The 14,102-nt window shown below is 48.0% G+C and carries 13 protein-coding genes; 5 read left to right on the forward strand and 8 right to left on the reverse strand.

Annotated elements, in window-relative coordinates; all coding sequences use genetic code 11:
• The 3 genes from D3H65_RS24820 to D3H65_RS24830 all read left to right on the forward strand — a co-directional run bounded on the left by D3H65_RS24820 (position 1) and on the right by D3H65_RS24830 (position 3,557).
• The gene (locus D3H65_RS24820; RefSeq protein WP_119052886.1) at positions 1 to 237 is read left to right on the forward strand and encodes a hypothetical protein; all 237 of its coding nucleotides are present in this window, start codon (positions 1 to 3) and stop codon (positions 235 to 237) included.
• A gap of 69 nt (positions 238 to 306) precedes the next feature.
• Positions 307 to 960 (forward strand): endonuclease III, encoded by a 654-nt coding sequence (gene nth, locus D3H65_RS24825; RefSeq protein ID WP_119052887.1) that lies wholly within the window; start codon positions 307 to 309, stop codon positions 958 to 960.
• 206 nt (positions 961 to 1,166) lie between these two features.
• Positions 1,167 to 3,557 carry a hypothetical protein gene (locus D3H65_RS24830; RefSeq protein WP_119052888.1) on the forward strand — a complete coding sequence of 797 codons (2,391 nt, stop codon included), beginning with the start codon at positions 1,167 to 1,169 and terminating at the stop codon, positions 3,555 to 3,557.
• Positions 3,558 to 3,624: 67 nt separating this feature from the next.
• On the opposite strand, the gene D3H65_RS24835 is transcribed toward D3H65_RS24830, so the two are convergent.
• Both D3H65_RS24835 and D3H65_RS24840 read right to left on the reverse strand, forming a co-directional pair.
• Positions 3,625 to 3,873, reverse strand: coding sequence for a helix-turn-helix domain-containing protein (locus tag D3H65_RS24835; RefSeq protein ID WP_162915806.1), 249 nt, complete (start codon positions 3,871 to 3,873; stop codon positions 3,625 to 3,627).
• Between the two features lie 119 nt (positions 3,874 to 3,992).
• Positions 3,993 to 4,832 carry a hypothetical protein gene (locus tag D3H65_RS24840; RefSeq protein ID WP_119052890.1) on the reverse strand — a complete coding sequence of 280 codons (840 nt, stop codon included), beginning with the start codon at positions 4,830 to 4,832 and terminating at the stop codon, positions 3,993 to 3,995.
• A gap of 94 nt (positions 4,833 to 4,926) precedes the next feature.
• Between D3H65_RS24840 and D3H65_RS24845 the strand changes: the two genes are divergently transcribed.
• Positions 4,927 to 6,186 carry a Pycsar system effector family protein gene (locus D3H65_RS24845; RefSeq protein ID WP_119052891.1) on the forward strand — a complete coding sequence of 420 codons (1,260 nt, stop codon included), beginning with the start codon at positions 4,927 to 4,929 and terminating at the stop codon, positions 6,184 to 6,186.
• Here D3H65_RS24845 and D3H65_RS24850 read toward each other — a convergent pair.
• A complete protein-coding gene (locus D3H65_RS24850; protein ID WP_119052892.1) occupies positions 6,183 to 8,039 on the reverse strand; it encodes a 2-oxoacid:acceptor oxidoreductase subunit alpha in 1,857 nt (618 codons plus the stop codon). The genes D3H65_RS24845 and D3H65_RS24850 overlap by 4 nt on opposite strands.
• A gap of 161 nt (positions 8,040 to 8,200) precedes the next feature.
• On the opposite strand from D3H65_RS24850, the gene D3H65_RS24855 reads away from it, so the two are divergent.
• Positions 8,201 to 9,055: a polysaccharide deacetylase family protein gene (locus D3H65_RS24855; protein ID WP_119052893.1), complete on the forward strand. Its 855-nt coding sequence runs from the start codon at positions 8,201 to 8,203 to the stop codon at positions 9,053 to 9,055.
• 174 nt (positions 9,056 to 9,229) lie between these two features.
• On the opposite strand, the gene D3H65_RS24860 is transcribed toward D3H65_RS24855, so the two are convergent.
• The 5 genes from D3H65_RS24860 to D3H65_RS24880 all read right to left on the reverse strand — a co-directional run bounded on the left by D3H65_RS24860 (position 9,230) and on the right by D3H65_RS24880 (position 14,071).
• Positions 9,230 to 9,853, reverse strand: coding sequence for a carbonic anhydrase (locus D3H65_RS24860; protein WP_119052894.1), 624 nt, complete (start codon positions 9,851 to 9,853; stop codon positions 9,230 to 9,232).
• A 5-nt stretch (positions 9,854 to 9,858) separates the two neighbouring features.
• Positions 9,859 to 11,442 carry a SulP family inorganic anion transporter gene (locus tag D3H65_RS24865; protein ID WP_119052895.1) on the reverse strand — a complete coding sequence of 528 codons (1,584 nt, stop codon included), beginning with the start codon at positions 11,440 to 11,442 and terminating at the stop codon, positions 9,859 to 9,861.
• 172 nt (positions 11,443 to 11,614) lie between these two features.
• Positions 11,615 to 11,989: a hypothetical protein gene (locus D3H65_RS24870; RefSeq protein ID WP_119052896.1), complete on the reverse strand. Its 375-nt coding sequence runs from the start codon at positions 11,987 to 11,989 to the stop codon at positions 11,615 to 11,617.
• A 281-nt stretch (positions 11,990 to 12,270) separates the two neighbouring features.
• Positions 12,271 to 12,516 (reverse strand): DUF6814 family protein, encoded by a 246-nt coding sequence (locus D3H65_RS24875; RefSeq protein WP_119052897.1) that lies wholly within the window; start codon positions 12,514 to 12,516, stop codon positions 12,271 to 12,273.
• Between the two features lie 10 nt (positions 12,517 to 12,526).
• Positions 12,527 to 14,071, reverse strand: a complete 1,545-nt coding sequence (locus D3H65_RS24880; RefSeq protein WP_119052898.1) for an MFS transporter — start codon at positions 14,069 to 14,071, stop codon at positions 12,527 to 12,529.
• Between the last annotated feature and the right edge of the window lie 31 nt (positions 14,072 to 14,102).

The following is a 14,102-nucleotide window of genomic DNA, read 5'->3' on the forward strand; positions in this document are numbered from 1 at the left end:
ATGACTATTCTCTTTACACCAGAGGAGCTCATACAGTATTTGTATCAAGAAACCTCCCCAGAGAAAACCGCAGCTATTGAAGCTGCCTTACAGGAAGACTGGACACTTCGCGAAAAATTAGAAGTACTGAAAGCATCTGTAAAAAGCCTTGACCGGGTAGTAGAATCTCCCAGGCCACAGGTTATTCTCAACATTTTGAACTATGCCCGCGAATCGGCCATAGAACCTGTTGAGTAGACAGCTGCTGCAGTTTTTTTATTGATGCCTGATGCTCTTCCCGTAATTTCGCCGTCATTCCATTGACGAATGACCAGGAAAGAACGCTTTAACTTCGTAATCAGCTATTTTCAACAGCACGCTCCCAATGCGGAGACGGAGTTATTGTACGACAACCCCTACCAATTACTGGTAGCTGTTATCCTTTCAGCCCAATGTACAGACAAAAGGGTCAACATGACCACGCCGGCTATTTTTGAGAAATACCCGGATGCGGCCAGCTTGTCTAAAGCCACTTTTGATGAACTATTCCCGCTGATCAGGAGCATCTCTTATCCCAATAACAAAACAAAGCATCTCATTGGCATGGCCAACATGCTGATGGAGAAATTCAATGGCCAGATCCCCCTGACTGTTGAAGAACTCGTGCAATTGCCCGGCGTAGGCCGTAAAACAGCCAATGTGATCACTTCGGTGGTGGACCAGCAACCCAATATGGCCGTGGATACCCATGTATTCCGCGTATCTGCCCGTATTGGCCTTACTGTAGGCGCTACCACCCCCCTGGCTACCGAAAAGCAATTGCTGCAGTTTATTCCTAAAGACCTGGTTTACATAGCCCACCATTGGCTTATCCTCCACGGCCGGTATACCTGCATAGCACGCAATCCTAAATGTGAGCAGTGCGGCCTCACCCCTGCCTGCAAATATTTTCAGAAAAACAAGGCTAAGCCGGCCTCGTAAGGCATTCCAAATCAGCCACTATAACAGATGATACCAGGAATTCCGGGGTGCTGGTCAACTATTATTTGTCCATTGATGTTATTAAAGCACGATTAAATTACCCCGGTATCGGGGATTACCAGCCCTATAAAAATTCCTACTTTTACAATATCCAACCTGATCAACCGTCTACCTGTTTATAGCTTAGAAAAACAAAAGATATTTAAATGGACAAAACTTCTACACATAGTACAATCAATTCCTCCCTGTCATTCAGGCCGTTGATCAGCGCCCTGGAGAAAAATATCAAGGAAGGAAGAGAGGGGGTAGGTCAGTTGTACAAAGAGCTGCTGGATAAAGTATACCAACAGCCTGAACTGCTGGAACCCATCCGGGATATGGAATTGCTGAATAAGCATAAGGTGCTGATCGAACAACTGATGGCCACGGTATTCCCTGTTACACTGTCGGATAAAGCAGATTTCTATGGAGCCGGCGTTCCATTCCAATTCCAGATGTTCTATGCATCCCGCAGGATGCAGGAAGAATTCCTGGATGATAGCGGGAAAAAGATCAAGATGCCCGATTGTAACACGGAAGACAAGATCCAAACTGAAAAGTTAACCGGCGCCTACCAGATGATCCTGAACCGGTTTTTCAATGCCAATATTAATAATGGCATCATGACCAGTGTCTATGAGGTAAAATGTCCCGATTCGGGCCTTGACACCTATACGGAGCTGGAATTGGATGCCCGCTTTATTGAGGTAAGGGCCAAGGGCGAATTGCCACAACTGAACATTGATTGCAATGCCCATTGTCATGATGTGACCGACCTTATGCCACTGGAAACCTTGCAAAAGCTGTTGCCGCTTGACCTCTTTGAATTTGAAGGCATGATCATCCTGCGTCTGCGTGATGTGACCGAACGTGAGGTATTGAATATTATCCGTAACCGCCTCCTGGACCTGCATACTTTTTCCGATTCCAATGTTTTCAATGAATTGCAGGCACAAGTGCAAAACCTGATTGGTTTGCCAGGCGTGTATACAGCAGTCAAGCCCTTCTTCCGTGTCAATAACCACCTGGTGCTGTCGGAAGTGTACAGCAGCATCACCGGAGCTGCCCAGAAAGAACCTACACCCGAGCAATTACAGTATATGTACCAGGCCGTGGTGAAAGCTTTCAAACATAGCGGACGTCCCCTGCTCATTCCCCAGATCAATGATGAAGCCGTGATCCGTTATCCTTTCATCACCATGCTGGCCGAGTTGGGTTATAAGAGCGCTATTATTTGTCCGCTCCTGGCCGATAATCATGATATGCTGGGCGTGCTGCTCATCGTTAGTGAAACGGCCGGCACTTTCAATTCATCCCATATTGCCAAAATAGAACCCGCCATCCCCCTGTTTAAACTGGCCATGGAAAAGAGCCAGGAAAACCTCGATCACCAGGTAGATCGTGTCATCAAAGACCAGTTTACGGCTGTACAGGATGCAGTGGAATGGAGGTTCACAGAAGAAGCCCTGCGTTACTTAACACGCAAGAGCAAAGGGGAGCAGGTGAAGATCGAGCCCATCGTGTTCCAGAATGTATACCCGATGTATGGCGCTATCGATATCCGCAATTCATCGGTAGAACGTAACAATGCCATCCAGCTCGACCTGCTGGAGCAACTTAACCTGGCGAAAGAGATCATCCAGCTGGCCCGGAAGGAACATCCTTTCCCCCTGCTCGATGAGACTTCTTTCAAGTTGCAGAAGTTCACGCATTCCGTATCAAATATCTTGTTTGCCGATGAAGAGATCGCTATCCTGCAATTCCTGCGGGTAGAGCTTATCAACCTGTTCAAACACCTGCAATCCATATTGCCGGCGCTGAACAAGGACATCAACCGGTATTTTGATGCCATCAATTCCCCGGTAGAGATGGTGTACCACCACCGCAAGGAATACGAAGACAGCATCACTACGATCAACAATGCCGTAGCGCGCTTCATCGACCGGGAACAGGAGGCAGCCCAGAAAATATTTCCCCATTACTTCGAGCGCTTTGTGACCGATGGGGTAGACTTCAATATTTACATTGGCCAGTCTATCAGTCCGGATAAGAAATTTGATTTCTTCTACCTGAAGAACCTCAAGATCTGGCAGCTGAGCACCCTGGCCAAAGCGGCCCGCCTTACCCACCAGTTAGAAAAGGAATTGCCGCTGCGCCTGCAAACCAGCCAGCTCATATTGGCCCATAGCCATCCGATCTCTATCAGTTTCCGCACCGCAGAACGCAAGTTTGATGTAGATGGAGCTTACAACATCCGTTATGAGATCATTAAAAAACGGATTGATAAGGTGCATGTGAAGGATTCCAACGAAAGGCTTACCCAGCCCGGCACCATTGCCATCGTGTATTCACAGCCACAGGAAGCACAGGAATACCTGGAGTATATCGAGTTCCTGCAGAACCAGGGATTGTTGAAAGGAGAGATTGAGAGGTTTGACCTGGAAGAATTGCAGGGCGTAAGTGGCCTGAAAGGCCTGCGGGTGGCCATCAACCTCGAAGAGGAAGTGCCACAGGAGTTTAAGAAAGAAGCTAAGAAATCTACCAGTCTGAGTAAGTAAAATACCTGTACATCCTGGCCATCATGATATGGCCGGGATGTATTATTTTTCCCACCTTAGGTATAGACTACAGTCCCCCGCTCTTAAAGTCGAAATCAAATTCAAACATTTTCTTCGGATGCAGGTTCATCGCAGTGGCGATAGTCACCACCGTAGCAATGGTAGGGCTGCTTTCCCCTACTTCAATCCTGTATACCTGCTTGGGTTCAATACCTGCCTGGGCGGCCAGGGCCTCACGGGAGAGTTTCTTGGCAGTTCTCAACCGCTTCAGGTTGGCGCCAAATGCTTTGTTGTATGCTTCGTTACGGATATTCACGGGTGTGAAGGTCTTATTTATGTGAAATTAAGTTGCGTCAATTTTGACGCAACGCTCATTTTTCTCCTGCTTCCTGCACAGGGAGCGAGGCAATAACCCCGTATTAACAGACAGCAGCGCTATTTTCCCGGCCTGTAAAAGAATCTTAATATGGTGGCTTTACCGTTCACGCCTTCATTGGAGATGAACATATCCCCATTGGGAGCAAATGTTATCCCCTCCGGCTGGGGAAACTGATCAGGATTCAGCTGCCATGCGCCTTCTATCTTACCATCGAGGGTGGTCTGCAGCATAGCCTTGCCTACTGAAGCAATAATAAAAAGCTTGTGGGTGATGGGGTGAATAGCTGCCGCGGAAGGTTTGAATTCCGCGTTATTATCCTTAAGGTGGGCATGGATCTCTTTGCGGCGTATTTCGTATAAAATATTATCAGAGAACTGCAGGCTGTCCAGTGAAAAGGTATAAGTGATCACCCCTTTTTTGGTTTCCCGCTGTTCTTTGGACATCAATACAAGCTTTTGGAGATTGGGATCGTAATATAGCGTTTCAAACTCGATCTTCTTGTCGCGGGGAAATTCAAATTCTTCTTCTGTATTGGGAGTACCTACCGGCACACGATGGATATTGCCATTGCTTTCCAATACATAATAATAATCGCCTATCATCACCACATCTTCATAATCCCTTTTCCTGCCAAATTTACTCACCGTATAATCTCCGGTGGTGCTGTTGATCAGAAATACCTTGCCTTCCTCGTCATTAATAGCGGCAATCCTGGTATCGGAGAGGTAATACATACCCGATATTTCCAGTAACTCCTTGTCCAATACGATTACTTGTTTATCGGCAGTATGGTAGCCCGGTAGGGCGGGCACAAATGATTTGCCCTGGCGGCTACAGGCCGATAAGGAAGTGACCAGTAATATATACAACAGGAAAAAGAAGTTCGTAACTTTCATAAAGCCAATGGCGTTAAAGTACAAAGTTGCCGATTAATTCTTCTAAATATACAATCTTTTATTGCTTAATTTAGACAGCTAAAATAACCTGGTCATGTCCATGGACAGTCAATCTTTATTGCAGGAAACAGAACGCTTCGTCACCCATTTCTTTGCTACCCGTGTAAAACCGGAATTTCTGTTCCACAATATTGACCATACCAACGATGTGGTGAAAGCTTCCACTACACTGGCCAATTACTACCAGTTGCCGGAAAATGACCGGTTGGTACTATTGCTGTCTGCCTGGTTCCATGATACTGGTTATTCCAGTGGCAATGCCCGCTGGCATGAGACCGTCAGTAAAGAGATTGCCACCGATTTCCTCCAACAGCACCAGGTAGATGCCGCTGTTATTGAACAGGTGGGCAATGCCATCATGGCCACCCAATGGCCCCAATGCCCGGTCACCCTTACAGAACAGATACTTTGTGATGCCGACCTTTTTCACCTGGGCAATGACCAGTTTGATGAAAAGAACAAGTTACTGCGGAAAGAGTTGAACATGCTGTTCGACAAAAAGCTAAGCAAGAAGGAGTGGCGCCAAAAGAACATCTTCTTCCTGCAGCAGCACCGCTATTTTACCGACTATGCCCGTAAGAACCTGCAGCCTGTAAAGGAGCGGCATTTAGCGGCGCTATTGGAAAAAGCACCTGAAGAGCAGGTAGACACGGCTGAACAGGCCATTAAGAACATCCCTCCCAAACCGGTAGAAGCGGCCACCAGCCATCCCGAGCATCATAAAACAGCCAAGGTAAAAGTAAAGGGCGAGCGCACGGAACGCGGTATCTCTACCATGTTTCGCATTATGTCCCAAAACCATGTGAACCTGAGCCAAATGGCGGATAGCAAAGCCAATATCATGATCTCGGTAAACACCATTGTGATGTCGATCATGGTATCGGTACTGTTGGGTAAGCTGCAATTCTATCCCGAATTTACCTGGCCCACCATTATCTTATTGGTAGTATGCCTGGGCGCCGTGGTATTTGCCATCCTGGCTACCCGTCCCAATATTACCAAGGGAACTTTTACAGAAGAAGATATAAAGAATAAGAAAATCAACCTGCTGTTCTTTGGCAACTTCTACAACATGTCTTTGCATGAGTATGACTGGGCCATGAAGGAAATGATGAAGGACAATGAATACCTCAACAGCAGTATGATCAAGGATATTTACTTCCTGGGGGTGGTATTGGCGCGCAAATACAAGTTTCTCCGCATTAGCTACAATATCTTCATGTTTGGTTTGATAGGGGCCATACTGGCTTTTGCCATTGCCTTCCTGTTACAACCCAATGTGCCCGCCAATTAATTGGCCGATCCCAGCATTTCCCGCAATTTCATCACCAGTTCTGTTTTGGTAATGGGTATGCCCATGATCTTATTGTACCCTTTGGCGTCTATAAAATATTGGTCGCGGATGATCTTAATAAGCTGGCCATTGTTGATCTCCGGGATCAGTACCTGGTCGAAGTGCTGAAGCATGTCGCCCAGGTTTTTGGGGAAAGGCCGCAGGTGCCGCAGGTGGGCATGGCTTACGGCAAAGCCTTCTGCCTGTAATTCAGCTACAGCACTCTTAATGGCGCCATAAGTACTGCCCCAGCCCAATACCAGCAGTTTGCCTTTTTCAGGACCGCTGTCCAGTTGTTGTTCGGGGATATAGTCGGCGATCTTTTCTATTTTTTCCTGCCTGATCTTTACCATCAGCTGGTGGTTGTCCGGATCATAACTCACATTACCCGTAATGTTTTGCTTTTCCAGTCCGCCAATGCGGTGTTCCAGCCCGGGTGTGCCGGGGATAGCCCAGGGACGTACCAGCTTTTCATCACGCAGGTAAGGCTGGAAGGCAGGCTCTCCGTGTCCCAGCTCTGTTTTAAATTTCACCGTTATGGGAACCAGCTCATCGCTCTTGGGAAAGCGCCAGGGCTCGGCGCCATTGGCAATATATCCATCGCTCAGGAAGATCACTGGTGTCATGTGCTGGATGGCGATACGCACGGCTTCATATACAGCGGAAAAACAATCGCTGGGAGTAGAGGCCGATACGATCGGCATAGGGCATTCGCCATTGCGGCCGTAATAAGACTGCAGCAGATCACTTTGCTCTGTTTTGGTAGGCAGGCCTGTAGAAGGACCGCCACGTTGAATATTACAGATCAGCAAGGGTATCTCCATCATTACGGCTAGACCCATCGCTTCGGCTTTTAAAGCCATGCCAGGGCCTGAGGTGGTAGTGATGCCCAGGGAGCCACCATAAGCGGCGCCAATGGCGGAAGTGATGGCTGCTATTTCATCTTCGGCCTGAAAGGTCTTTACGCCAAAGGATTTGTATTTGCTTAGTTCATGCAGGATATCGGAAGCTGGTGTTATAGGATAAGAACCCAGGTACAAAGGCAGGCCGCTCTTTTGGGAGGCAGCGATGAGCCCATAAGCCAGGGCCTGATTGCCCATGATGGAGCGGTAAACACCCGGCGGCATCTTAGCTTTCTCCACGCGGAAGGTGGTCGTAAATGTTTCCGTGGTATCGCCGAAGTTATAACCGGCCTGTAACGCCCGGATATTGCTTTCCTGTATTTCAGGTTTCTTACCGAATTTATCTTTGAAGAACTGGATGGTATTGACCATATCACGGTTATACATCCAATACAGAAAGCCCAGTACAAACATGTTCTTGGCGCGGTCCTTCTCCTTAGTGCCCATGGTAATGTCCTTCAACGCTTCCCGGGTCATTTTGGTAACGTCTATCTTAATTACCTCGTAATTGCTGAGGCTTTCATCTTCCAGGGGATTGATGCCATCGGGATAATTGGCCAGCCGTAAATTCTTGGTATCGAAGCCGTCAGTATTGGCAATGATCTTGCCTCCTTTTTTCAGTGCCTTGAGGTTTGTTTTGAGTGCTGCAGCATTCATGGCTACCAGCACATCGCATTCATCGCCCGGGGTAAAGATCCGGTCGCTGGAAAAGCGAAGCTGGTAACCGCTTACACCTGGCAGGGTGCCCTGGGGGGCCCTGATCTCGGCAGGGAAGTCGGGGAAAGTGGCCAGGTCGATGCCCAGCAAGGCAGTATTGTTGGTAAACTGGCTGCCTGTCAATTGCATACCATCGCCGGAATCTCCGGCAAACTTGATCACCACATCCTGTAGTACCTCTTCTTTACGGCTCATTGGCAAGTGTTGTAACAGTAAATTTAAGATAATTTACGCACCCACCCATTGCCGTTTCCTGAATGACGATTTTGGCATTTAAACAATCTTTAACCAAAACAATTTGCATAGCGGCCCTTCCTTGTTATAACTTAATAGTCTAAAATTTCCCCTCAACAAGTATGGAAACCCAAGATGACGAAGGCGGTCCTACCGCCTTTGCAACCTACCGCCCGCTCTTTCTTTTGCTGGTACTGATGGCCTGTGCCAAATCGACCCGGAAAAGCGAAACCAACACCATTTTATTCAACAATCAACCAACCGTCAAGGCAGTGGAGAAAACGACTCCACCTGTACGTAAGAAGAAAAAGAAGAAGATCTATCTTACGTTTGATGATGGTCCCAATAAAGGGACCCGCAAAGTATTGGGCATCGTACAACAGGAACAGGTGCCTGTTACTTTCTTCCTCATTGGCGAGCATGTATTTGCCAGCACCTCTCAACGCGCTACCTGGGACAGCCTTCGCGTAGACAGCTCCATCGAGTTGTGCAACCACAGTCATACCCATGCGTGGCACAACCGGTACAACAAATTCTATGAACAACCCGATTCTGTAGTCAACGATTTTAAGCGCTGCCGGGACAGCCTGGAGCTTACCAATACCATTACCCGAACACCCGGCCGCAATATCTGGCGGGTAGATACCCTTAGTTATACTGATCTGAAGAAGAGCGCTGCCGCGGCTGATTCCCTGCAGCAGGCAGGATTTACCATCATCGGCTGGGACCTGGAATGGCATTATGACCATAAGAGCTTTACGCTGAAGAATAAGTCGGATGAGCTGCTGTTGCAGATCGACAGCTTGTTTGCCGGCAACAAGACCAGGATACCGGAACACCTGGTAATACTGGCACACGACCAGGTATACGATGATTCGAATGATTCGGCCGAACTGCACCAGCTGATCAAAAAACTGAAAGCAAGGGATGAATATGAATTGCTGGTGACGAGCAGGTACCCGGGCGTGAAGCCGTGAATACAGCTTCGAGCGGTGAGCTGCGAGCTGCGAGCGCCTTTGCTTCGATAGCGGATTTCTCCCTGCGGTCGAAATGAAAAAGGGTGAAATGACAAAACAGCGTGAGTGGCGTAAAAAGAAAAGCCCGGCTAAGCGATGCTTACCGGGCCTTTGCAAGGGGTACACAGACTACCATCAAAGTATAGCATAAGCCGGTTCTTTAACCGGCGGTGCAATGTCGTATACAGGCTTCAGCAAGCCATCTTTCAAACCATACACCCAGCCATGGATATGTGGCCGGGTGCCTTTATCCCATGCCCGGCGGATGGTATCGGTCTTCGACAGGTTGATCACCTGTTGACGTACGCTGAATTCGGCCAGGAGGTTCACCCTGGCTTCCGGATCGGTAATGCTGTCGATCACCGAGCGGTTGTCCTGGTAGGTGTTCTTGATATTGATGAGCCATTCGTCCAGCAGGCCCAGGCTTTCATTGCCCAGGGCGGCTTTCACACCTCCACAGCCATAATGGCCGCACACGATCACGTGTTTTACTTTGAGGTGGATCACGGCATATTCCAGCACACTGAGCAGGTTGATGTCATTGTCAACTACCAGGTTGGCAATATTGCGGTGCACAAATATTTCACCGGGATTGGTGCCGGTGATCTGGTTGGCTGGCACGCGACTGTCGCTGCAGCCGATCCACAGGAATTCCGGTGTCTGGCCTTTTGAGAGGCGATCAAAGAAACCGGGATCTTCCAGCTGGGTCTCATAAGCCCAGGCTTTATTTTCGAGGAGTAACCTTTCGAATGAGTTCATAATAATTAGTTTTTGGATAATACAAGTTCTTTTGGATGGGGAGTATGAAATCCCTGCTCCTTATATACACTCTTCTTCAGTTCCACCGTGATGTTCTTCAACGGGGCATGCTTCTGGAAATCTTCTATTACCTCAATTACATCCTTGTCTATAAAATCGGCCCTTGCGGCATCGATCAATACGTAGGAATTTTCGGGTACTTGTTCCAGCTTTCTTTTAATGATGGGCTTGTTGAGGAAGGATACGTCTTTGCGCAGGCGGAACAGGTACTTGTTGTCATCGTTGACAACAAATACAGCCGATTTGAAATTACTGCGCAATACGAAGATCAAACCTATGCAACAGCCGATGAGGATACCTACCAGCAGGTCGGTCAACAGGATGGCCACCACGGTGATCACAAAAGGCAGGAACTGGTCCAGGCCCTTTTTGTAAAAGGCTTTGTACAAAGAGGGTTTGGTGAGCTTGTAACCGGTGTAGATCAGTACGGCAGCCAGGGCCGAGAAGGGGATCAGGCTCAGCAATCCCGGGATCAGGGCCACACACAACAAGAGCAATATACCATGTGAGATGGCAGATATTTTTGTTTGTGCGCCGGCATTGACGTTGGCCGAAGTACGTACCACCACGGAAGTAAGCGGTAAACCACCTATTAAACCAGATACAATGCTACCTACACCCTGGGCCTTCAACTCCCGGTTGGTGGGGGTCACCCGCTTGTAAGGGTCCAGCTCATCAGATGCCTCAATGTTGAGCAGGGTTTCCAGACTGGCTATAATGGCAATGGTCAATGCGCTTGTCCACACCGTTATATTACCCAGGTAACTAAAGTCGGGATGGGTGAAGAAGGATAAAAACTCCTTCGGTGTGCTGGCCATCGGGATTGACACCAGGTGAGAAGCTCCCAATGCGAGGTCAGGCTTGTTGGCCTTCAGCCATTCATTGATGATCACACTTATGATCACCACGATCATGGCAGAAGGGATCAGTCTTAATACTTTCGACTTTTTGGAGATCTTTTCCCATACAATAATGATGGCCAGTGATAGCAGGCCGATGCCCAGCGCCACGGGCAGGATATTCTTGAACGCATAAAACACCTGTGTAAAAGTATTGTTGCCACCGGGTTGTTTAAATGATTCATCACCTTCGAAATCGCCCTCGTCGCCCAACAGGTGAGGTATTTGTTTTAATATAAGTATCAGACCGATGGCGGCCAGCATGCCTTTAATGGCTGCGCCAGGGATATAATCACCCAGCACTCCGGCTTTCAGAAAACCCAGTATGATCTGGATGAGACCTGCCAATACCACGGCCACCAGGAAGGCTTCATACACCTGGAGTTTGGTAATAGCGGCCAGTACAATGGTGGTAAGGCCGGCTGCGGGTCCGCTCACACTCAATTGAGAGCCGCTTAAGGCGCCAATAACAATACCACCCACAATACCGCCAATAAGACCTGCAAATGGAGGTGCGCCTGACCCTATCGCAATACCAAGACATAAAGGCAGGGCCACCAGGAATACAACCACCGAAGCCGGTAAGTCTGCACCAAGAGAACGTAAATAGCTTTTAGGCTTTTGCACCATAACAATAATTATTAGAAAAATGAGACAGGATTGTATGCCGGCACACCTGTTAAGACCACTTTGAACGCGATCTTACCATTGCATCGACAGCAATACCTTTTCCTGTTACCGGAAAGGGGGTTAAGAAATAAAATTGAATGAAACGTACTGGTATGACAAGCGGGGAGAAAGACTACGCTTTGGGAGGAGGCGTTATCAGTTCAAAGTGTACGATCTGTAATTTCTCTGTTTCATGGATCTTGTGAGCAAACATGGGATCGATCCAGAAGGGATGGTCCAGATCGGGCCCTTCGTGAATGTATTCTTCGTTTACAGAGACTGGCTTGTTAGGCGCTTTTTCATCGGGGCCGGAAGGCGAACAGGGATTGTTGGTTTCCGGTGATTCTTCATCGTTGGATGATGCCCAGCATGTTTTAATGGAAGATTCGGGAGAAGCGTAAATAAAGAAGTTCATGCTGGTAAGCAGGAGCAATAACAGCATCATACCAACCGCCGGAAAGATCTTCCGGGGCGGGACTGCCTGGTATTTTTTATGTGCCTGCTTCATAATCACTTTACGTACAATGCAAATATAACCCGGGAACCGGGGAATTGTTATGGCGTTTGGTTTTTTTTAACAATTTGATGACGCTGCCCAGACAGTTCTATTGCTGGTGAACAGGTTCTGCCTGTTGTTGCCATTAAAACGGTCAACGGGGCATTTATTGTGTTGTTTATTAAACATTTCCGGGGCTTCCGGAATTGCCTTCTTTCCTTGTAAGCTGGGGGTACAGTTGACACCTTGTCGTTTGCAACGAAGAGGAAAGGTGTCAACTGTATTCCAACCTTTTACAACTCGTTCGAGTTTTCGGGCAGGTGCTGGTATTCACCTTTCACAGCATAATAGCCAAAGATCATGAGGCCCACGGCAATGGGGGTGAAAATGGTGATAATAATGATCCAGATGACCGGGTTGTTGATGTCTTTCTTACCGGCCGGGTCAATATGGGTAATGGCTCCCTGGACCAGGAAGTAAATAACCACGGGCCCCAGCAGCAACCATATAATACCTAATAATTTCTTGAGCGTATTCATACAAGAGCTTTTAATCAGTTACGTCTTTATCAATTTTGTTGGACAGGTAAATGCTGCCGATCACAAAGCAGAGGGCGGCAATACCGATGGGGTAATAAAGGCCTACCAATGGATTTTGAGGGAAGGTGGTAGTTAGCAATAACCCGATAAAAGGAACCAGGCCACCAAATACACCGTTGCCGATATGGTAGGGCAGGCTCATGGAGGTGTACCTGATCTTGGTAGGGAACATCTCTACCAGGAAGGCAGCAATAGGCCCATATACCATGGTGACCAGTACGATCATGATCCACACCAGGAAAGTGAATTTGAAATAGGTGGTTGTATTGACTTTCTTGTTAGTCAATACGGGATTGGAGAGTTCGAAATACCTGCGTGGGGCGCCAGCGTTATTAATGAGCACCGTATCGGTAAATACCTGGGTATACTTTGATCCATCGGGTGTTTCAAAGTGGGCGGTGCGGTGAAAAATGGAGCCTCCTTCAATTGGTGTTATTTTCCGGTCTTCCTGAATGAGCTTGCTTTCGGTTTTATACCATTCTTTGGAATCGGTATCCTTCAGGAAAGTGGAAAAGATAGGATAGTATAATACAACGCCCAGGAACATGCCGGTGAGCATGATCCATTTTCTACCGATCCTATCGCTCAACCAGCCAAAGAAGAGAAAGAAAGGGGTGGCAAAAGCAATGGCCCACAGCATGATGGTGCGGCTCTGTTCAAATTCGAGACCGCATTTTGTTTCCAGGAAGCTCTGGGCATAGAACTGGCCGGTGTACCAGATCACACCCTGGCCCATTACGGCGCCAAACAAAGCCAGCAATACCATTTTGAAGTTGGCTTTATTGCGGAAGCTTTCTTTTAATGGATTGGAAGAGGTCTTTCCTTCTTTTTTTAGTTTGGTGAAAATGGGGGACTCCTCCATCTTCATCCGGATATAGATGGAAACGATCACCAGGAAGATGGATACCCAGAAAGGATAGCGCCAGCCGCCCCAGGGGGCATTGAACTGTTCATCGGTCATATTGAGCTTTACCAGCATGATGACACCCAGGGCTACAAACAAACCCAGGGTAGCGGTGGTTTGGATCCAGCTGGTATAATAACCACGTTTATTGGCGGGCGAATATTCAGCCACATAGGTAGCCGCGCCGCCGTATTCACCACCCAGGGCCAGACCCTGTATCAACCGGAGGGCCAATACCAGCAAAGGGGCAGCCATCCCAATGCTTTTATAATTGGGCACGAGGCCAATGAGGAAGGTAGAACCTCCCATCAGGATCAGCGTAAGGAGGAATGTGTACTTACGACCTATCATATCGCCGAGGCGGCCAAACACGAGGGCGCCGAAAGGGCGAACGATAAACCCTGCGGCAAAGATGGCCAGGGTGCTTAGCAGGGCAGCAGTAGCATTGCCTTCGGGAAAGAATTGTGTACTGATCGTTTTGGCGAGCATGCCGAAGATGTAGAAATCATACCATTCGATCATGGTACCTACGGATGATGCAACGATCACCTGGCGGATTATGCTTGCGGGTGCAGCAGTCGTTTGATTCATGGAGGGAAGATAATTTGAAAAATTGAATATC

Origin of the sequence: Paraflavitalea soli, assembly GCF_003555545.1 — a bacterium.
Classification (GTDB): Bacteria; Bacteroidota; Bacteroidia; order Chitinophagales; family Chitinophagaceae; genus Paraflavitalea; species Paraflavitalea soli.

Bases quoted from the DNA above. Each gene is read 5' to 3' on its own strand.
- D3H65_RS24845 (WP_119052891.1), top strand. From the start codon at position 4,927: ATGTCCATGGACAGTCAATCTTTATTGCAGGAAACAGAACGCTTCGTC.
- nth (WP_119052887.1), top strand. From the start codon at position 307: ATGACCAGGAAAGAACGCTTTAACTTCGTAATCAGCTATTTTCAACAG.
- D3H65_RS24880 (WP_119052898.1), bottom strand. From the start codon at position 14,071: ATGAATCAAACGACTGCTGCACCCGCAAGCATAATCCGCCAGGTGATC.
- D3H65_RS24850 (WP_119052892.1), bottom strand. From the start codon at position 8,039: ATGAGCCGTAAAGAAGAGGTACTACAGGATGTGGTGATCAAGTTTGCC.
- D3H65_RS24830 (WP_119052888.1), top strand. From the start codon at position 1,167: ATGGACAAAACTTCTACACATAGTACAATCAATTCCTCCCTGTCATTC.
- D3H65_RS24840 (WP_119052890.1), bottom strand. From the start codon at position 4,832: ATGAAAGTTACGAACTTCTTTTTCCTGTTGTATATATTACTGGTCACT.
- D3H65_RS24870 (WP_119052896.1), bottom strand. From the start codon at position 11,989: ATGAAGCAGGCACATAAAAAATACCAGGCAGTCCCGCCCCGGAAGATC.
- D3H65_RS24855 (WP_119052893.1), top strand. From the start codon at position 8,201: ATGGAAACCCAAGATGACGAAGGCGGTCCTACCGCCTTTGCAACCTAC.
- D3H65_RS24875 (WP_119052897.1), bottom strand. From the start codon at position 12,516: ATGAATACGCTCAAGAAATTATTAGGTATTATATGGTTGCTGCTGGGG.
- D3H65_RS24820 (WP_119052886.1), top strand. From the start codon at position 1: ATGACTATTCTCTTTACACCAGAGGAGCTCATACAGTATTTGTATCAA.
- D3H65_RS24860 (WP_119052894.1), bottom strand. From the start codon at position 9,853: ATGAACTCATTCGAAAGGTTACTCCTCGAAAATAAAGCCTGGGCTTAT.
- D3H65_RS24865 (WP_119052895.1), bottom strand. From the start codon at position 11,442: ATGGTGCAAAAGCCTAAAAGCTATTTACGTTCTCTTGGTGCAGACTTA.